Here is a 19,667-nt window from a genome sequence, read left to right on the forward strand (position 1 = left end):
GCGCGCGTGCGCGACCTCGTTGAGATCGGCATGGGTCGAACGGCCCGACGTACCTACGAGTTGGACGATGTGAACATCGTTCCCTCCCGGCGAACCCGTTCGTCGAAGGAGGTGTCGACTGCTTGGCAGCTCGACGCTTACAGGTTCGACATCCCAGTCCTCGCACATCCCACCGACGCGTTGGTCTCGCCGACCTTCGCGATCGAGCTGGGTAAGCGCGGCGGCCTCGGTGTCATCAACGGTGAAGGCCTGTGGGGTCGTCACCCCGATGTCGAGGAGAAGCTCCGGCGTCTCGTCGAGATCGCCGAAAAGGACGGTGGCGTCGACGCAGCCATCCGCTACTTGCAGGAGCTGCACGCGGCACCGCTGCAGGCGGGTCTTCTGGCTGCTGCGGTGGCGCAGGTCCGTGATTCGGGGGTCACCACTGCCGTTCGGGTCAGTCCGCAGAATGCGCGCGCACTGACGCCCGAGCTGATCAAGGCCGGAATCGACCTGCTGGTCGTCCACGGGACGATCATCTCGGCCGAGCACGTCGTGCACACCGAGCAGGAACCGCTGAACCTCAAGACGTTCATCTCGGAACTCGACGTTCCGGTTGTCGCTGGTGGGGTCAGTGACCACCGCACCGCGCTGCACCTGATGCGTACCGGCGCTGCCGGTGTCATCGTCGGGTACGGCTCCACCGAGGGTGCAACCACCACCGGTGAGGTCCTGGGTATCGGCGTTCCGATGGCCACGGCCATTGCCGACGCTGCAGCAGCCAGGCGCGACTACCTCGACGAGACGGGTGGACGCTACGTCCACGTCATCGCCGACGGTGACATCGCAACTTCGGGTGATCTGGCGAAGGCCATCGCCTGCGGTGCCGACGCTGCCGTTCTGGGCGCGCCGCTGGCCGTGTCCGCCGAGGCGCCGGGTGGCGGCTGGTACTGGCCGTCCGCTGCGGCTCATCCTTCGGTTCCGCGTGGAGCGCTTCTTCCGGTTTCCTACGGCGAGCGTCCGAGCCTGGATCAGGTCCTGAGCGGTCCTTCGGATGATCCGTACGGTTCTCTGAACTTCGTCGGCGGTCTTCGTCGGTCGATGGCCAAGGCCGGGTACTCCGACCTCAAGGAGTTCCAGAAGGTCGGGCTGACGGTCCGCGCGTAGTTTGTACCTTTCTGTGGCCCCGGTTCTTCGTGAACCGGGGCCACAGTTCGTTGTGCAGGACTTTCTTCCGTTCCTGATACTTGCGGTTACGCTTATGGGGCCCCTTGTGGTGGTAGTCACAAGGGATAGGTGCATACTGGCGGGTAACTACGGTTCACGGTGGAGGTGTCCTGATGGGCAAGCAACGGGCAACGGACTACGACGTACTGATCGTCGGATCCGGGTTCGGCGGAAGCGTGAGCGCGCTTCGTCTCGTGGAGAAGGGCTACAAGGTCGGCGTCATCGAAGCCGGCCGACGGTATGCCGACGAAGATTTCGCGAAGACCAGCTGGGATCTCAAGAAGTTCCTCTGGGCTCCGAAGCTGGGTTGCTTCGGCATTCAGCGCGTGCATCTGCTGCGCGACTGCCTCATCCTCGCGGGTGCAGGGGTCGGCGGCGGGTCGTTGAACTACGCCAATACGCTGTACCAGCCACCGGAGCCGTTCTTCCAGGACAAGCAGTGGGCGCACATCACCGACTGGCGAAGTGAGCTCACCCCGTACTACGAGCAGGCTCAGAAGATGCTCGGCGTCGTGCAGAATCCGCACATGACGCCCGCTGACGAGATCATGAAGTCGGTCGCCGACGACATGGGCGTCGGCGACACGTTCATCCAGACGCCCGTCGGCGTCTACTTCGGTGAGCCGGGCAAGAAGGCGAAGGACCCGTACTTCGGCGGCGTCGGACCCGAGCGCACAGGTTGCATCGAGTGCGGCGAGTGCATGACGGGCTGCCGTCACGGCGCGAAGAACACTCTCCTCAAGAACTACCTGGGCCTTGCCGAGACAGCCGGCGCCGAGATCATTCCGATGACCACTGTGTCCGGACTTCGTGAGGCTCGCGACGGTTCGTGGGATGTGTTCACCGAGCGAACCGGTGCATTCGGACGAAAGAACCGCCGCACCTACACGGCTGCGAACGTGATTCTCGCGGCCGGAACGTGGGGCACTCAGCATCTGCTCTTCGACATGAAGGACACCGGAGCGCTGCCCAAGCTCTCCGACAAGCTCGGCGAGCTGACTCGAACGAACTCCGAATCCATCGTCGGCGCAGGCAAGTACAAGGTCGATCCTGCACTCGACCTGACCCGCGGAGTGGCGATCACGTCGTCGTTCCACCCGAGTAGTGACACCCACATCGAGCCGGTCCGCTACGGCAAGGGTTCCAACGCGATGGGACTGCTGCAGACCTTGATGACGGATGGCGGTGGCTCGACACCGCGGTGGATCAAGTTCCTCGGTGTGGTCGCGAAGAACCCGTACCAGATGCTGCGCATGCTGACTGTCAAGGACTGGAGCGAGCGCACGATCATTGCGTTGGTCATGCAGAACCTCGACAACTCGATCACCACGTACACGAAGAAGGGCCTGTTCGGTCGACGCAAGGTCACCAGCAAGCAGGGCCACGGTCAGCCGAACCCGACGTGGATTCCCGAGGGCAACGAGGCGACGCGTCGAGTTGCCGCGAAGATCGACGGCGTCGCAGGCGGCACGTGGGGCGAGATCTTCAACGTTCCTTTGACCGCGCACTTCCTGGGCGGTTGCGCTATCGCGTCGGATTCCGATCACGGTGTCATCGATCCGTACCACCGCGTGTACGGCTACCCGACGCTCAGCGTCGTCGACGGTGCAGCGGTGTCGGCCAATCTCGGCGTGAATCCGTCGCTGACCATCGCCGCTCAGGCCGAGCGCTCGGCCTCGCTGTGGCCGAACAAGGGGGAGACGGACCTGCGTCCCGCCCAGGGCAGCGGCTACGAGCGTTTGGCTCCGATTGCACCCAAGTCGCCCGTGGTGCCGGCGTCGGCTCCGGCAGCGCTGGTTCTGCCGATCGTGAAGATCACCGGCGGCAAGACGGCTACGGCTGTTCCGGCGGAGCCTGCTGCCGGATAGTTCACCGCGAACCGAAAAGGGGCGTGTCGTCGAGGATTCGACGGCACGCCCCTTTTGCAGTTTCAGATCGTCAGCCCACCTTGTCAGCCGCCCAGCGACCCGAAGAGGGTGCCGAGGTCGAGGCTGCCGGTTCCGCCACCGGGTCCGCCGTCGGTATCACCGGGGACGGTCAGGGTCTGCGGCGCAGAGGCCGAGGACGTGTAGCCCGAAGCACCCACGAATTCGGCGGTGACACTGTAGGTCCCGGAGTTGTAGAAGGTGGCAGGTACCGTTGCGACACCGTTGACCACGTCGACCGGTCCACCGATGAGGGTGTCACCGACCTTGAACTGGACCTTGCCCGTGGCACCGGCCGGATCGACCGTTGCCTTGAGTGTCACCGGGGTGTTCTTCTGAACAGTTCCGACGGCGTCGAGAACCGTGGACGTCTCGACGTCAGCGGGAGCCGGAGTCGTGACACTGACCGGGAATGCCGGGGCAGCGGACGGCGCGAATCCTGGTGAACCCGTGAACTTCGCGACAACCTTGTGCGTTCCTGTCGAGGTGAAGGTGTACGGAGCGATGGCAACCCCGTCTGTTCCGACCGTGGCAGTCAGCGTTTCGGTGCCGTCGACGATGAAGTCGACGGTGCCGCCGGTGCCCTGCGGATCGACCTTGGCGGTGAGGTTGACGTCCTGACCGACCTTCGCGGTAGACGGCGAAACCGTTGCGGTAGTGGTCACGGCGTCAGGCGGCGCATCGGTCGTGACGGTCACGATCTTGGCCGACGCCGACGTCGACGCCAGGAATCCGGGTGCACCGCTGTAGCTCGCGGTGATGGAGTGCGGTCCGTCCTCGGTGAAGGTCGGGGAGATGCTTGCCGACCCTCCGGTGACCGGCACCGCGTCCCCGAGGGGGTTGTCGCCGTCGAAGAACTGGACGGTTCCACCGTTTGCGCCGCCGCTCACGTTGGCCGACAGAGTGACAGGAGTTCCGTTCTTGGCGTTGGCCGGTCCGACGACAGTGGTGGTGGTTGCCTTGTCCGCCTCGATGATCCGTGTCGTGGCGAGGGGGCCTGCGCCGCTGTTGAGCGGACCGTTCTCGGCGTCACGCGGGGTGCATCGCGTGGGTGCCCAGGCGGTGATGACCAGGGTGGCCTTGGGGAGGAACGTGAGGAAGTTGCGATCGTTGTTCCACGCTCCCGCGCTGCCGCCGGTGCGTACCTTCATCGCGACGTCCCCTGAATCGCCGGCCTTGAGAACTGCCTTGACCTGGGGGAGCTGGAACTGGGTGTAGCCGTCGGCATTGTTGGAACCGTCGACGTTCTTGCCGGTCGCCTTGACGACTATCCCGCCCTCGGAGTTGATGCTCGAGCTGGGGCTGTTGCCGATGACCTGGTTGTTTCCGGAGAGGCGCAGAATCGTTCCGTTGGGATCGACGTTGCCGTTCTCGTTGACACGCAGGATGTTCGGCGCGACACCGCTGAGCCCTGCCGAAGTTCCGGGAACGATGGTGGCTTCCACCAGGGTGGCGTTCGCGGGAACGTCGACGTCGACCTTGATGCGGGAGACGTTCTGGACGGTCGCCCCCGAAGCCGATCCGGGGAAGGCGATGGGACCGGGTTGGATGGTGACCTCGAAGGTCTCACCCGCTCCGACGCTCTCCGGTGCGTCGACGATGACCGAACCGGACTGGGACTGCGTGGTCGGACCGGCGACGGCGGACGGGGTTGCGAGGCAACTCGTTCCGAAAGTTGTTGTCACCGGGGCCGCTGAAGCGGGGATTCCCGCGAGGATGACGCCACTGGCGAGTGCCGTGACGGCTATCGGCGCCGCGATGCGGCGTCTGGAATGCACGAACATGGATTCTCCTGAGCTGGGTACGGGAGTGGTGTCCAAAGCTGATGTGGGGGACTAGCTTCCGAAGAGCGGGATGAGGCCGCTGAGTGAACCGGTGTCCACGCTTCCGGTGCCGCCGCCGTCGGTCGGCGCGGTGCCGACCTGCACGACCGTCGGGCCGGAGACGGAGTTCTTCCAGCCGGCGTCGCCGACGAAGTTGGCAGTGAGGCCGAACGTTCCCTCGTCGTCGAAGGTGTGCGTGAGCGTCGCGACGCCGTTGACGACGGCAACGGGTGCGCCGATGGGCGTCGTGCCGGACTTGAACTGGATCATTCCGTTTGCTGTTCCGGGTGCAACGGTGGCTTTGAGTTGCAATGCCTTTCCGACCTGAGCGGAGCCGCTGACAGTCAGGACAGTCGTGGTGTCCGCGCGGGCGGGCTCGGGATCGGTCACGTTCACCGTGAACGATGTGGACGTGGAGCCGATGAATCCGGTTCCGCCGGAGAACTCGGCAACCACGGCTGCGGCACCGGCTGATGCGAAGGTGTGCGGGAGGATCGCGACGCCGTCACCCGTGCCGACGGGTGCGGTACCGACCTCGGCGCCGTCGACCTTGAACGTCACGGTTCCGCTGCTCGGGATGGGGGAGACGGTGGCCGAGAGGTTGGTCGGTTCACCGACGACTGCTGTGAGCGGTTCGACAACGCTGGTGGTGGTTCCCCAGTCGGGATCGCTGACGTCGAGTTGGGTTGCGGTGGACACTGAATCGCCGTAGCCGGCCTCGCCGGTGAACACTGCGGTGAAGCTGTGCGTGCCGGAGGCGTCGTAGCTGCGGGTCAGGGAAGCCGTTCCGTCGACCACGGCCACCGGTGCGCCGAGGTTGGTGTCGCCGTCCTTGAACTGCACCGTGCCCACGGCGTTGGCCGGAGTGACGACGGCGCTCACGGTGATGCTGTCACCGACCAATGCTGCGTTCGGAGCCGAGATCGTGGTGGTGGTGTCCGCGGAGACGTCGACGGTCTGGACTCCGGAGGTCGAGCTGTGGAATCCCGGACCGGCGTTGTACGCGGCGGTGATGTCGTGGGCGCCGACGCTGTCGAAGGTGTGGGAGAGGGTGGCGCTACCGCCCGCGACCGGGACGGGTGAGCCGATGTCGTTGCCGCCGTCCTTGAACTGGACGGTGCCGCTCGCGTCGGACGGCGCAACCGTCGCGGTCAGGTCGACCGGCGTGCCGACCTTCGCCGTTGCCGGTGCAACCAGCGTGGTTCCGGTGGCGACAGACGGGTCGACGACCTGGACGTTGACGTTGATCGGGTTGAGGCCCTGCTGCGTGCTGAAGGCGTTGACGTCGAAGAGCATGCCGCTGTCGTACGTCCCGAACGCTGTGCCGACAGGGACCGTGTAGGTCGCTTCGAGCGTGACGGGTTGGTTCTTCTTGACGACGAATCCACCGACAAGGAAGGTGCAGCCGTTCGAGCACTTCGCTGAGACTCCGCCATCTGATTCGTTGCTGATCGTCGCCCGGTTGGTCACACCCAGGTAGGTGGCCTTGGCGCTGCCCGGCACGAGGACGAATCCTGCGGGCGGGATGTCACGGATCTTTGCGATCGACCGTTCGATGCCGCTTTCGTTGTGCTTGATCTCGGTCTTGTACGTGACGGTGTCGCCTGGGTGAACTGCCGCGTTCCCGATGACACTCTTCGTGAAGATCAGATTGTCGGTCGTGCCGGTGAAGGTGGTCGGCGGGGCTTCGTCAGCGGTGGCCGGCGTGCCGAGGACTAGAAGTCCGGCGGCAGCCGTCACAGCCGCGACAGGTATGGCGAGTCGTCGTATGAATCGACGCACAGGTCCTCCTCGAGGTGAGCGCCGTTCGGCGGCGCCGGCCGTTTGCGATCGTGATCCTGATCACTTGACGGGCGAGATTACCTTTACTGGACGTTTGGTTCAGGCGAATCGGTCAAACGTCCAGAAAATTCACCCTCCGTCCATTTCGGGCTCTGGCCTGCGATGATGTCGCCGTTTTGATTGCCGAAGCTAAGGTGCTGGCGATTGGGGCATCGTTGACCTGGACGGTGGTCTAGTTCGCCCCGAGGTCGCCGCGCAGTCCGGAGGGTCGGCCTTTGTAGTGACGTATCTCGCGCTCACTCGGCCGAGGAGCGGGCTGAGTCCATGCATGCGCAGAAGCGCTGGCTGCGGCGATTAGACTGCACCTGTGGCAGATATCGAGCAGCAGAGACCAGTTCTTGTCGTCGACTTCGGAGCGCAGTACGCGCAGTTGATCGCACGGCGAGTTCGCGAAGCCAAGGTCTACTCGGAGGTGATTCCGCACACCACGACCGTCGAGGAGATCGTGGCCAAGAACCCCTTGGCTGTTGTGCTCTCGGGTGGGCCCTCGAGTGTCTACGCAGACGGTGCTCCCAAGCTCGATCCCGCACTTTTTGATCACGACATCCCGGTTTTCGGAATCTGCTACGGATTCCAGGCAATGGCAGGCGCCCTCGGCGGCACCGTTGCCGAGACCGGTACCCGCGAATACGGCCGTACCGACATCGCGGTATCCGGTGGGTTGCTGCACGACGGACTTCCCGCGACGCAGCCGGTGTGGATGAGCCACGGTGACGCCGTCACCGAAGCGCCGTCCGGCTTCGAGGTGACTGCGACCAGCGATGGCGCTCCCGTCGCAGCGTTCGAAGATCGCGCCCGCAAGCTCGCCGGCGTGCAGTACCACCCCGAGGTTCTGCATTCCCCACACGGTCAGCAGGTCCTGAGCCGCTTCCTGCACGAGATCGCCGGTATTCCGGCAGCGTGGACGGCGTCCAACATCGCCGATGCGCTGATCGAGCAGGTTCGCGAGCAGGTCGGCGACGGACACGCCATCTGCGGTCTGTCCGGTGGTGTCGACTCGGCTGTCGCTGCGGCTTTGGTTCAGCGGGCAATCGGCGACCGGTTGACGTGTGTCTTCGTCGATCACGGTTTGATGCGAGCCGGTGAGCGCACGCAGGTCGAGCAGGACTTCGTCGCGGCAACCGGTGCGCGTCTGATCACCGTGGATGCTGCGGACACCTTCATCGGTGAGCTGGCTGGGGTCACCGATCCCGAGACCAAGCGCAAGATCATCGGCCGCGAGTTCATCCGCAGCTTCGAAGGCGCAGTCAGTGATGTTCTGGGCGAGAACGCATCTCACGGTGCGACCGTCGACTTCCTCGTGCAGGGCACCCTGTACCCGGATGTCGTGGAGTCCGGCGGCGGCACGGGAACTGCAAACATCAAGAGCCATCACAATGTCGGCGGGCTGCCGGAAGACCTGCAGTTCAAGTTGGTCGAACCGCTGCGTCTGCTGTTCAAGGACGAGGTCCGTGCAGTGGGCCGCGAACTCGGTCTGCCGGAAGAGATCGTCGGACGCCAGCCGTTCCCCGGTCCCGGACTCGGTATCCGCATCATCGGTGAGGTCACCCGCGATCGCCTCGAGATCCTGCGTCATGCAGATTCCATTGCGCGCGAAGAGCTTACGTCTGCAGGCTTGGACGGAACGATTTGGCAGTGCCCGGTGGTTCTCCTCGCCGACGTCCGCAGCGTGGGCGTGCAGGGTGACGGCCGGACGTACGGTCATCCGATCGTGCTGCGTCCGGTCTCGAGTGAAGACGCGATGACCGCGGACTGGACGCGTCTGCCGTACGAGACCCTCGAGCGCATCTCGACTCGAATCACCAACGAGGTTGCGGACGTGAACCGCGTAGTCCTCGACGTGACGAGCAAGCCGCCGGGAACTATTGAGTGGGAGTAAAAAACAACTGTGCGCCTTTATTAACCCCCCGCGGTTAATAAAGGCGCACAGCAGTTTTACTTGCGGTTGCGCCGATTCGGCAGAATCACCAGCAGTAGTCCTGCCACGACGGCGGCACCGACGAACAGCCAACGGAATTGAATGTTCGCTGCCGGCGCCAGGGAGAACGGCCCGACCAACGCCCACACGCTGACCAGTAGTGCGGCCAGTCCTGCGATCAGCAGAAGTGCCGAGGGGCGCTTGGATTCTCGGGTCTCGTCCTGGTCTGTCGTCTCGTCGTACTCGCTCATGATTGCGTCACCTTCAGACTGCCGAACGTGGCTTTGGCGTTGATGGTCAGTGTGGGCGAATCCGGTGTCACTTCACGGCCCGGGTGTATTCCGCCGTCGAGGCAACCTGATCCGTCACCCATGACGACGGTGCAGCTGTTCTTGACGTTGACGGTTGGTGGCACCATGACGGTGAACTCGCCGAACGACGCCGCGACGTCGATGGTCTTGTCCTCGGTGAACTTGACCCCGTTGAGGTCGAGAGTGAAGCTTCCGAAGGCTCCCGAATACGACGGCTCCAACTCGGAAGCTGTTGCCGGAGTCCATCTTTGCTCACCCGAGGCGTCGAACTCGATCGGGTAGACCAACGAGGCGAGAAGCACGAAACCCACGAGTGGTCCGGTGACGACCAGCAGGCCGTACCCCTTGCGGAAGAATGCCCCGAGGATCAGGCCGAGTGCGATGACGGCGAGTCCGACAGCACCGACTCGGCCGGGAGTGAACCACTCGTTGCCGGTTGCGGCGCCCGCTGCCCCGGTGACTGCGGCGACGATGATTGCGAGTCCGAGGACCGTCAGCGTCCAACGCGAGCGACGCTTACGTGGCGGCAACGGGAGCAGCGGTGTGGCCTTGGCTGCCGGATCCGGAAGATCCCAGGCGAACGGAGCGACACCGAGCGGATCCCAGGACGGCGGCGTGATGGCGGCCTCACCGATCACCTCGGTCGGATTGGTGCTGACCGAAGCGCTCGGGTCCTTCGACAGGTTGATCGTCGGATGAGCGGCCTGGGATTGTGGTGACTGCTGCGGATGGTCGGCCGGTCGTTCCTCGGGCACATAGCTGTCGGGGAGTTTGGTGTACGGCGTGTACACGGGAGGCTGATTGGGCGCGAAGTATCCGGGGGTGAACGGCCCAGGCGTGAATCCGGTGCCTGGATACGCGGTACTTGCGCCGACATAAGGCGACGTGTTCTGCGGCAGTGCGGGCGGGATGGGCGCTCGTTGGTAGAGCAGCCACAGGCCACCGACCATCAGGATCAGCCCGATCAGTCCGGAACCACCCAGACCGACGCCGACGGGGCCGACAGTCGTAGCCGCGATGGCGAGGGCCACCAGCAAGACGATGGTCTTGGTACTGGAATCGGAACTGTGTCCGCGGCCCATCAACGACTGCGCGGGGGACGATCCGTCACCGGCACGAGCAAGTACCAACCAGCCGGCGAGGTAGAGAAGGATGCCTGAGCCACCGAAAATGGTGGACGCGACAAACGCCACGCGTACGAGAACGGGGTCGATGCCGTACCGGTATCCGATTCCGGCGCATACCCCAGCCACGTGACCTTGTGCCGGCAGACGCACGGGGCGGGTCCGCCACAGATCCTGGATCTGTTCTTGGAAAGTCGGATTGTTCATGAATCAATCCTGGCTTCCGAGGCAGCCTCCGCGCATCAGGGCCAACCCTGATCTTTGTGGTGATCGCGGGTGAGTGTGGCGGCCTGATTCAGGGTTGGACCCTGATGTGTGTCCGCGTGGTTCGTGCCAGTATCGACTATGTGCAATATCTGTCAGATCCGCCGTTCGTGAGCGGTCCCGCTCCCGGGTTTGCGGGAGGCCCGCCCGTCAACGGGGTACCGGTGCATCCCGTACCCATGAAGAATGGCGTGCCCATTCCGGGTGCCGTGCCACTGCGAAAGCTGGAGCGGCGCTCCGGCGGTCGCATCGTCGCCGGAGTTGCGGGCGGTATCGCCGATCATCTCGGTATCGACGTCCTGAAAGTGCGCGTCGCCTTCACGATTCTTGCGGCGATGGCCGGATCCGGCATCGTCATTTACGGCGCCCTGTGGATCTTCACCTCCGCCGGCACGGACACGCAGAAGCCGTCCGCGGCCGAGCGGCAGCGGGCGTACGGCTTGATCGCTCTCGGATTGGGCGGCGCAGCCGCGTTGTCCTGGTTGTTCAGCGGCACGGCGGGTTCGGTGCTCGCGCCGTTCTTCGTCGTCGCGATCGGTGCCGCCTTGGTGTGGCGCGAGTTCGACTCCGACGGTCCCCGAACTGTCATCGGCTTGCCGCAGCGGCCTACCGTTCTGACGTGGGCGCGGGTGGTCGGGGGAGCCACCTTGATCATCTTGGGTCTTGGCGTTGTCGTCCTTGCTCAGGTCGACCTCGAAGCACTGCGCTCGTCTCTCTTGGCGGTGGTCGTGACGCTGATCGGTGTCGGTTTGTTGACGGTGCCGCTGTGGCTGCGGATGTGGCGTGCTCTCGGCGCCGAGCGTGCGGCCCGAATTCGCAACGACGAACGTGAAGAGATTGCGTCGCATCTACACGACTCCGTCCTTCAGACGTTGGCTCTGATTCAGAAGCAGTCCGACAACCCACAAGAGGTGGCGCGCCTGGCCCGCGGTCAGGAACGCGAGCTGCGCAAGTGGTTGTTCAGCGGCGGCGACATCGACCACACGAGCCTGACGGAAGGCCTGAAGATCATCGCCGGTGAAGTGGAAGACCAGCACGGTGTCACGGTCCGTCCCGTCACTGTCGGCGACGTACAACTTGAAGGCGAAGGCGTCGAGAACGGCCTGCCCAAGGAAGCGTTCACCGCGCTCCTCGGTGCGACGCGTGAAGCTCTCGTGAACTCGGCAAAGCACTCGGGGGAGAAGGAAATCAATCTGTTCGCCGAGGTCGAGGGTGATCAGGTCAGTGTGTTCGTTCGTGATCGCGGCGTCGGATTCGACGTCGACGCGGTGCCGGAAGATCGCCAGGGGCTGGCCAAGTCGATTCGTGGTCGAATCGAGCGGCGCGGTGGCCGCGTCGTGGTTCGATCCGACATCGGAAAGGGCACCGAAATCCGCGTGCACATGCCGCTCGGTGACTCTGCTCTAAAGTGGGACCAGACTGCTGACCGTGTCGACAACCCCGAGGAACAGCCCCAGTGACTTCGCTTGCGCCGCCCCCGTACCGCGTATTTCTTGTCGACGATCATGCAGTGTTCCGCTCCGGGGTGAGGGCCGAGCTCTCGCGCGAGACGGATATGGATGTCGTCGGTGAGGCCGGCGGCGTCGCGGAGGCAATCGCCGGTATCAACTCGACGAAGCCGCATGTCGTTCTGCTCGATGTCCACATGCCCGACGGTGGTGGAGTGGCAGTTCTGCGCGGAATCGATTCCGGCCCGGTGTGCCTGGCGCTCAGCGTTTCCGATGCCGCCGAAGACGTGATCGCGGTGATCCGCGGCGGTGCGCGCGGGTATGTGACCAAGACGATCTCGGGATCCGAACTTGCCGAGGGCGTACGACGCGTTGCCGGTGGTGACGCGGTGTTCGGGCCGCGCCTGGCAGGTTTCGTGTTGGACTCCTTCACCGGACGCTCCAATGCACCCGAGCCACAACTCGATCCGGAACTCGACTCGCTCACTCCGCGAGAACTCGAAGTGCTCAGATTGCTGGCACGTGGGTACACCTACCGTGAAATTGCCGAGGACCTGGTGATTTCCGTGAAGACCGTCGAGACTCACGCATCGAACGTTCTGCGAAAGACTCAGCAGTCCAATCGCAATGCGCTGACACGTTGGGCACATCGCCGACAGATCGACTGAATTTCCGCGCACCCTTTCGCGATTGCGAGTGAAGGCGCACCATGGACCGATGACGGAACCACTGGCGCTCGCGTCGAGACGTGGGCGTTGGGTTGTCGCCGCCACCGTTCTCGGCTCGAGCATGGCTCTCCTCGACGGCACCGTCGTCAACATTGCTCTGCCGCACATCGGCGAGGACTTGAATTCCGGTGTCGCCGGGCTGCAGTGGACTCTGAGTGGATACACCTTGGCATTGGCGTCGCTGATACTGCTCGGGGGAGCCCTCGGCGATCGTTGGGGTCGGCGGCGGGTATTCGTTTGGGGGACGGTCTGGTTCGCGGTCGCGTCGTTGCTGTGCGGAATTGCACCTGACATCACGTTTCTGGTGATTGCGCGGATCCTGCAGGGAGTGGGAGCTGCGCTCTTGACGCCTGGCAGCCTTGCCATCATTTCCGCGTCACTTCGCGAGGAGGACCGCGGTGCGGCGATCGGCTTGTGGTCGGGCTTGGGTGGTGTCGCCGGCGCTATCGGTCCGCTGTTCGGTGGTTGGCTGGTGGAAGTGGCGGGATGGCGATCGGTGTTCCTGCTCAACATTCCGTTGGCGATCGTCGTGGTGTGGGCAGCGGTGCGCCACGTGCCCGAGAGCCGCGATCCGCATCCGCCCGAGCACCTGGACGTGGTCGGATCTGCCTGCGCAGTAGTCGGTCTCGGGGCGCTGACGTACGGGCTGATCGAAGTCAACCCGATAGTCGGGCTGGTCGGGGTGCTCGCGCTGTGCCTGTTCGTTGTGGTGGAACGTCGATCGCCGAGTGCGTTGGTGCCGCCGTCCCTGTTTCGTTCGCGGATGTTCGTCGCGGCCAATCTGGTGACTCTCGCGGTCTATGCGGCTCTTGGCGGTGTGTTCTTCCTGCTCGTACTGCAATTGCAGTTGGTCGCGGGGTACTCGCCGGTGGCTGCCGGCGTCGCAACGGTACCGATCACCTTGGCATTGTTGCTGTTGTCTTCGCGCGCGGGCAGTTACGCGCAGACGCACGGACCGCGATTGCCGATGACGGTCGGACCCGCGGTGGCCGCGGTGGGGTTGGTGTTGATGACGCGGATCGGCCCGGATGCGTCGTACCTGACCGTCGTGCTGCCGGGAGTTCTGGTCTTCGGCCTCGGCCTGGCGGTGATGGTGGCGCCGTTGACCGCCGCCGTGCTCGGCTCGGTGCCGGTGGAGCAGTCCGGAATCGCGTCGGGTGTGAACAATGCCGTTGCTCGCACGAGCCAGCTTCTTGCGGTTGCGGCCTTGCCTGCCCTGGTGGGTATCGATGCCGAGAGCCTGGTCGATCCGTCGAGTTTCTCCGACGGTTTCCGGTACGCGATCTACATCTGTGTGGCGCTGCTGTTGATCGGTGCGGCGATCGCCGCGACGCTGATTCGTAATCCGGCAGTCGAGCCTGTTCAGGAAGCGGATTCGGTTGCCTGCAAGCCGCATTGTGATCTGACGGGACCTGCAGTGCAACCGAACCGATGAGGGACTAGACGCTGATGTCGCGATCTCGGCTGGGCACCAAGGGGATTGCCGCGGCTGGAAATGCCGCGACTATCGCGAAAGCGAGCGGGTAGCCGACCGCGCCGATCAGCGCACCGACCACCGGGCCCACTGCTGACGCGGCAATGAACTGGCCGGTGTTCTGGGCGCCCAACGCTTTTCCTTGCCATTTCGGCCCGGCAGCTTCGGCGACGGATGTGAACGCCAAACCGTTGTCGGCGACGCTGACGGTTGTTGCCAGCAGCAGGATCAGGGCCGGAACGCCCCAAGGCGCTGCGCCGGCTGCTGCCATTGCCAACATGACCGCGGATGCGGAGACGGCAACCAACCTCAGCGGGCCTACTCTGCTTCCGGCGCGATCACTCCAGATGCCGACGACGATGCGACCGAGTGCACCCACGAACTGGGAGATCCCGATCAGGAGTCCCGCGGGCGCCGCATCCCAGCCTTGCTCGCTGATCAGCCAGACCAGACCGAACGTCGAGAGGGTGAACTGCGGAAACACCAACAGTGCCGAGACGAGGTGAATGCGCCAGAGGAACCAGTTCGAGAGATAAGGGTTGATCGTCTCGACCGGGATATCGGTGGACCGCGCCGCCGGGCGCGGGGGATTGACCAATGCGACGGCACAGATCAAGGCGAGGACGCCGTTGAGCGCCACCGACAGTCCGACGGCCGAACCGATTCCTACGTTCGCGGCGAGAGTCGGGATGGTCAACGACGCAATGGTCACGCCCAGTGGCTGTGACATCTGCCTGATGCCCATCGCTAGGCCGCGCCGATCCTTGGGAAACCAGCCGACCACAACACGCCCACTGGCGGCGTTGGTGCTCGCCGCAGCCATTCCGCCCAGTAGAAATGCGATCCCGAGGAGGGCGTAGTTGTCGGTGGTGGTCGCGGCGAGCGCGGCGATCGCCGTCAGCGCGAGCCCGATGGAGATGACCCATTTCTCACCGAATCTGTCGGCCATCGCTCCCCACGCCACCAAGGTGAGAACCATGCCGAAAGTGGGTGCAGCGGCCAGGGTTCCGGCTTGTGTCAACGAGAGACCGTGCTCGGAATGCAGCAGCGGGATCAAAAAGGCGGGGGTGCTGACGAAGACGGTGCCTGCGGCCTGGGCTGCGACGCCGATTCCGAGCATCGTCCACGCCTTCGGGGAGACGGCCGTCTCTTCCAACCGCGACGCCTGCGTCATGGTGCCCTCCGATTTCTACGCTGTTCGACGATGCCGACGCTACTCGTGTGGTTTCACATGTTGAAACCAGAATCCCATTATTTGGTCAAACTTGGGCGGCCCAGGGTGCGAAGTGCCCACCCCTTTTCGAGCGAACGGTACGACGATCGCCTTGGGTGCGCCGAAAGGTACGTTCGCTCGGGAAGGGGTCAGCGATGGGGCAGGCGAACCGTGAAGATCGTGCGCCCGTCCACCTGGTCGACGCCGATGGTGCCGCCGTGCAAGTGCACGTTTTCGACGGCGAGGGAGAGCCCGAGTCCGCTGCCCTCGCTGCGTCCGCGCGCGGTGTCGACCTTGTAGAACCGCCGAAAGATCGCCTGCCGGTCTTCGGGTGAGATGCCGGGGCCGTGGTCGACGACGGTGATGACGGAGAAACCGGGTTCTGCGCTCAACTCGACGCGAACCGGAGGCGCTCCGTGGCGCAGTGCGTTGCCGACGAGGTTGGCGACGACTATGTCGATTCGACGCGAATCCACTCTGGTGCTGACGTTTTCGGGTGCACGGAGTTCGACGGTTTCTGTCCAACCTCGGCTCTCGAGTGTGCGCTCGGTCAATTCGACGAGGTCGACGTCGTCGAGGACGAGACGCGCCTGTTGTGAGTCGTGGCGCGACATTTCGATCAGATCTTCGACAAGTCGAGTGAGCTTGCCGATCTCACTGCTCACGATGCGCGCTGCAGCGGCGGCGTCCGGCGGAAGATTGGGGATCTCTTCGCGGAGGATTTCGCTGACCGGAACCAATGCCGCCAGCGGCGTTCGAAGCTCGTGGGAGACGTCGGCGACAAATCTTCTCGACTGCTCTTCCGATTCTTCCAGACCTCGGATGACCGCTTCGTTGCGAGCGACCATGTTGTTGAAAGTTGTTGTGACCTGGGCAAGTTCGGCTACTCCGTCTTCGGGGAGCCGGACGCTCAGGTCGCCGTCGGCGGCGCGGGCGGCGGCCTCGTCCAGGCGTTTGAGCGGACGGACCAGCGTCGACGCGATCCAGAGTCCGAGCAGACCGCTCACCAGCACACCCGCCGCGAGGGTGAGACCGACAGCTCGAAGCAGGTCGTCGAACTTGTCCTGCACCCCTACCAGCGGCCGGATGGTGACGGCTTTGACCAGTGTCTCGTTGTCGTAGCCGTCGTCTGCAGTCATGTCCACGACATTGACCGACATTCCCAACATGATGCGCTGGGAGTCGAGTCTCTCGAAGCGGATCAGTTTGGGACTGTCCAAACCCTCTTCGAAGCTGGGTGGGATCGTTGCCGCATCCACTGATCCTTGACGGATGACTTCGCCGTCGACGATCAGAGTCATGTCGGACTGGAAGATCTGTCCGAGGGTGTCAGGTGTCAGCCCGTCTACCGGCGGTCCGTTGCTGTACTGCAGTTCGTCGCGAAATTGTGCCGTTGCCACGTCCTGAGCGTTGGAATAGATCCACGACCGCGCCATGAACGAGACGACGCCTGCGGTTGCTCCGGCGATGATCACGACGATTGCGATGAACACGAGCACGAGCCTGGTCCGCAGACCGTCGACCCGAAGCCAGGTCGGTCTCATCGGGCCGGGCTGGAGTTGAAGCGATACCCGAACCCGCGCACCGTTTCGATCACGGTCGGTGCGGCTGGGTCGTCCTCGATCTTTCCGCGCAGCCGCTGCACTGCTGCATCGACGATTCGTGAGTCGCCCAGGTATTCCTGGTCCCAGGCTGCGGACAACAACTGCCTGCGGCTGAGAACCTGTCCGGGGTTTTCGGTCAGCGCCAGTATCAGTCGGAGTTCGGTCGGAGTCAGGGTCAGCAGCATCCCGGCCTTGCGTACCTGCAAGGACGACCGATCCAATTCCAGGTCGCCGAACTTCTCTGCGCCCGGCGCCACATCTGAACGCGTCGTTGCGGGTGCCGAGCGCCGCACGACGGCTTTGATCCGAGCATCGAGGACACGCGGACTGGCCGGTTTGACGACGTAGTCGTCGGCACCGGCCTCGAGGCCCGCAACAGTGTCGATGTCGTCGGATCTGGCGGTCAAGATGATGATCGGGATCGAACTGCGCGTACGGATGCGTCGACAGATCTCGTAACCGTCGGCTCCTGGCAGTCCGAGGTCGAGTAGGACGAGGTCGGTGGAGCCGAGGACGTCGTCGAAATCGCCGTTACCGTCGGGCCGATGGCTGACGTTGTGCCCGAGTCGGTTCAGTCCCAACGTGATTGCCTCGGCTACCGCTGGATCGTCTTCTATGAAAAGAATGCTCACCATGCGCTCACCTTGGACTCGCCATGATCAGGGGCCTTCTGCGGTCGGAGGAATCTCGGTCAGCCAAGGGTACAGGGGTCACACTTTCGAGAGCCGCTCGTTGCCTGAGTCCGCCAGTACTGCGTGCCGTGCGACGCTGGTGTTCAACGGAAATGCCGACACGGCGAGGGTGTAGCAGCCGACGAGCAGTAGCGCACCGATCACGTCACTCGGCCGGTGCCATTGCAACACGACTACCGAGATCGCGGTCCCGATGGTGATCAGCGCGCCGTTGACTGCAACGACTGCCCGCCACCTCGAGGGTGTGACGAGCACGATCGCGCAGACCAGAGCAGCGATGGCCGTCAGCGTGCCGCTGGGGAAGGAATTGTGCATCACCAGGCCGTTCAGGTCCGGTCGATCCAACGATTGTTTGAGAACCCAGGCCGTCGTGATGGGACCGAGGGTCACGACGACGACGCGTAGGGCCAGCGCAATCGGGTTGTTGCGCAATGTGATCATGAGTGTCACGAGCACTCCTCCCACTATCAGTATCGGAGTGACGAGGCCGATGAACTCGGTGGAGAACACACTGAGTCCTTCGGAGGTGGCCGCGCCCACCATGAGTTGTTGGTCGACGATCTGACCACCAGTCGTGTTGACGGCCAGTTCGAATTCGACGACTCCGAGGATCAGGAGTGCCAGTGCGGCAATCAGTCTCGCGGGTTTGACTCGTGTCATGATCAGCCTTCCGCTCTCTCGTCCGAAGGGTTGCTCAGTTGGGGCGGGCATTCCCCGCCGGGAGTGGTTGCCAATTCGAAATGCCACATCTCGTTGGCATAGGTCTGACAGAGGCCGTAATCATTGCCGTGCTGGATGAGCCAGTCGTCGGCATCGGTCGGTCCGATGTCGACGGCTTGTCCGCTGACATGCTTCGACAGACTCGGGGAGTGCACCCATTTGGACGCTTCGTTCATGCTGCCGTACTTGACGACGGCTTCGTCGAACAGTCGCTGTTGGTATGCGGCGGACCGCCAACCCGAGGTGACGTGCATGTTCACTCCGGAGGCCTGTGCGTCGGCCGCTGCCGACTGCAGCGCCGCGAGAAGGGCGGAATCGAGACGGGCCAGTGCAGGTACATGGGTATCCTGCACGCTGATGCCGTCCTCGATCTCGCCGCCTGCGGGTCCTGAATCAGGCTGAGTGGCAAGGTAATTACCACTCTTGGGCTTTGCTTCTTCTGTGTACGAGCATGCGCTGAGCGTGAGCGCACCCAGTGCGACTGCACCGAGTGCGGCGAGGCGGATTATTCCGCGGTGGCTGGGCATACAACAGAGACTGCTCGGTCAGTGTCACCGTCAGGTGGTCGCCGTTCGTCGACGGTGTCACGGTCTGAAACAGCTCTGTAACAGGACGGAACGGGGCTGGTGAGCGCGCTTTACACGGGGCGCGGGATCGATGCGAAAGTCGACAGTTCGAACCACGAAGGCAAGCTACGACGCAACGCCGTAGGCCCCGAAATGGTGACGTCACCTGACCGTATGGCGTCCGACCAGGTCAGGTTACCGCGCCAGATCTCGGTCATCGGTCGCAAGCCCGCAGAGACCGACACCGCAACGTCGAAACCCGGATCGATATCGCACATGTCCACCTCCCCGGAATTGATGACGAGCCACCAGTTTCGCGAATGTTCACGCACTCCGGAGAAAACGAAGTGCACCACGGTCTTTCCGTCGGGAACCACGGAGTGATCCACGCGTCGATGCATGTCCCACAGCAGCAGTTTCGGATCCAGGTCTTCATCGCCCAGCTCGCCGATCCACCTGGTACCCCAGATTCCGAGAGCTTCGACCACAGGGCGCAGTTCTCGGCCCGCGTCGGTCAATCGGTAACTGACGACGCAGTCGGTTTCTTCTCGCTCCACGATGCCGGCGATCGCGAGTTGGTGCAGCCGCGTGGAGAGCAGAGTCGGTGACATTCGCGGAAGTCCGCGTCGGAGATCGTTGAAATGGTCGCTTCCCATCATCAGTTCGCGCAGGAGAAGCAGCGTCCACCGCTCGTCGAGTAGCTCCATCGCCTTGGCGACGGGGCAGAACTGGTGGTACGAGGACCCCATCACTCGATCGTAGGCCTCTGGAGTGCTCCGGTACAGATTTCGTACTGGAGAGGAGTGAAC

Annotated in this window: 16 protein-coding genes; 6 read left to right on the top strand and 10 right to left on the bottom strand. The window is 63.8% G+C overall.

Features of this window, described 5'->3' with window-relative positions:
• The first annotated feature begins 6 nt into the window (after positions 1-6).
• Positions 7-1,146 (top strand): GuaB3 family IMP dehydrogenase-related protein, encoded by a 1,140-nt coding sequence (locus ACKAMS_RS17370; protein WP_021332462.1) that lies wholly within the window; start codon positions 7-9, stop codon positions 1,144-1,146.
• A 173-nt stretch (positions 1,147-1,319) separates the two neighbouring features.
• Complete coding sequence (locus ACKAMS_RS17375) at positions 1,320-3,074, top strand: GMC oxidoreductase (RefSeq protein WP_020906934.1); 1,755 nt, start codon at positions 1,320-1,322, stop codon at positions 3,072-3,074.
• 83 nt (positions 3,075-3,157) lie between these two features.
• Here the strand turns inward: ACKAMS_RS17375 and ACKAMS_RS17380 are convergent, their stop codons facing one another.
• Together ACKAMS_RS17380 and ACKAMS_RS17385 are read right to left on the bottom strand one after the other, a co-directional pair.
• Positions 3,158-4,915: an Ig-like domain-containing protein gene (locus ACKAMS_RS17380; protein WP_408989294.1), complete on the bottom strand. Its 1,758-nt coding sequence runs from the start codon at positions 4,913-4,915 to the stop codon at positions 3,158-3,160.
• A gap of 51 nt (positions 4,916-4,966) precedes the next feature.
• On the bottom strand, positions 4,967-6,736 hold the full coding sequence (locus tag ACKAMS_RS17385; RefSeq protein ID WP_408989295.1) for an Ig-like domain-containing protein: 1,770 nt from the start codon (positions 6,734-6,736) through the stop codon (positions 4,967-4,969).
• Between the two features lie 367 nt (positions 6,737-7,103).
• Between ACKAMS_RS17385 and guaA the strand changes: the two genes are divergently transcribed.
• Positions 7,104-8,675: a glutamine-hydrolyzing GMP synthase gene (gene guaA / locus ACKAMS_RS17390; protein ID WP_019747593.1), complete on the top strand. Its 1,572-nt coding sequence runs from the start codon at positions 7,104-7,106 to the stop codon at positions 8,673-8,675.
• A 56-nt stretch (positions 8,676-8,731) separates the two neighbouring features.
• Here guaA and ACKAMS_RS17395 read toward each other — a convergent pair whose 3' ends face one another.
• Together ACKAMS_RS17395 and ACKAMS_RS17400 are read right to left on the bottom strand one after the other, a co-directional pair.
• A complete protein-coding gene (locus ACKAMS_RS17395) occupies positions 8,732-8,965 on the bottom strand; it encodes a hypothetical protein (protein ID WP_020906937.1) in 234 nt (77 codons plus the stop codon).
• Positions 8,962-10,356: a PspC domain-containing protein gene (locus ACKAMS_RS17400; protein ID WP_408989296.1), complete on the bottom strand. Its 1,395-nt coding sequence runs from the start codon at positions 10,354-10,356 to the stop codon at positions 8,962-8,964. The genes ACKAMS_RS17395 and ACKAMS_RS17400 overlap by 4 nt, the downstream gene beginning before the upstream one ends.
• Before the next feature lie 236 nt (positions 10,357-10,592).
• Between ACKAMS_RS17400 and ACKAMS_RS17405 the strand changes: the two genes are divergently transcribed.
• The 3 genes from ACKAMS_RS17405 to ACKAMS_RS17415 are packed head-to-tail and all read left to right on the top strand — an operon-like array spanning position 10,593 to position 14,024.
• On the top strand, positions 10,593-11,873 hold the full coding sequence (locus ACKAMS_RS17405; RefSeq protein ID WP_408989323.1) for a PspC domain-containing protein: 1,281 nt from the start codon (positions 10,593-10,595) through the stop codon (positions 11,871-11,873).
• Positions 11,870-12,529: a response regulator transcription factor gene (locus tag ACKAMS_RS17410; RefSeq protein ID WP_020969075.1), complete on the top strand. Its 660-nt coding sequence runs from the start codon at positions 11,870-11,872 to the stop codon at positions 12,527-12,529. Before ACKAMS_RS17405 ends, ACKAMS_RS17410 begins: the two co-directional genes overlap by 4 nt.
• Positions 12,530-12,578: 49 nt before the next feature.
• Positions 12,579-14,024: an MFS transporter gene (locus ACKAMS_RS17415; protein WP_211917119.1), complete on the top strand. Its 1,446-nt coding sequence runs from the start codon at positions 12,579-12,581 to the stop codon at positions 14,022-14,024.
• 4 nt (positions 14,025-14,028) lie between these two features.
• Here ACKAMS_RS17415 and ACKAMS_RS17420 read toward each other — a convergent pair whose 3' ends face one another.
• From ACKAMS_RS17420 to ACKAMS_RS17445, 6 genes are all read right to left on the bottom strand, one after another.
• Positions 14,029-15,237: an MFS transporter gene (locus ACKAMS_RS17420; protein WP_211917117.1), complete on the bottom strand. Its 1,209-nt coding sequence runs from the start codon at positions 15,235-15,237 to the stop codon at positions 14,029-14,031.
• A 188-nt stretch (positions 15,238-15,425) separates the two neighbouring features.
• Positions 15,426-16,820 carry a cell wall metabolism sensor histidine kinase WalK gene (locus tag ACKAMS_RS17425; protein ID WP_042951320.1) on the bottom strand — a complete coding sequence of 465 codons (1,395 nt, stop codon included), beginning with the start codon at positions 16,818-16,820 and terminating at the stop codon, positions 15,426-15,428.
• On the bottom strand, positions 16,817-17,515 hold the full coding sequence (locus ACKAMS_RS17430) for a response regulator transcription factor (RefSeq protein WP_211917115.1): 699 nt from the start codon (positions 17,513-17,515) through the stop codon (positions 16,817-16,819). Before ACKAMS_RS17430 ends, ACKAMS_RS17425 begins: the two co-directional genes overlap by 4 nt.
• A gap of 75 nt (positions 17,516-17,590) precedes the next feature.
• Positions 17,591-18,232: a phosphatase PAP2 family protein gene (locus tag ACKAMS_RS17435; RefSeq protein WP_211917113.1), complete on the bottom strand. Its 642-nt coding sequence runs from the start codon at positions 18,230-18,232 to the stop codon at positions 17,591-17,593.
• A gap of 2 nt (positions 18,233-18,234) precedes the next feature.
• Positions 18,235-18,819, bottom strand: coding sequence for a M15 family metallopeptidase (locus ACKAMS_RS17440; RefSeq protein WP_020969077.1), 585 nt, complete (start codon positions 18,817-18,819; stop codon positions 18,235-18,237).
• A gap of 110 nt (positions 18,820-18,929) precedes the next feature.
• The gene (locus tag ACKAMS_RS17445) at positions 18,930-19,607 is read right to left on the bottom strand and encodes a helix-turn-helix domain-containing protein (protein WP_029254940.1); all 678 of its coding nucleotides are present in this window, start codon (positions 19,605-19,607) and stop codon (positions 18,930-18,932) included.
• Positions 19,608-19,667 lie beyond the last annotated feature (60 nt).

The organism is Rhodococcus sp. 5A-K4 (assembly GCF_046097995.1).
Classification (GTDB): Bacteria; Actinomycetota; Actinomycetes; order Mycobacteriales; family Mycobacteriaceae; genus Rhodococcus_F; species Rhodococcus_F erythropolis.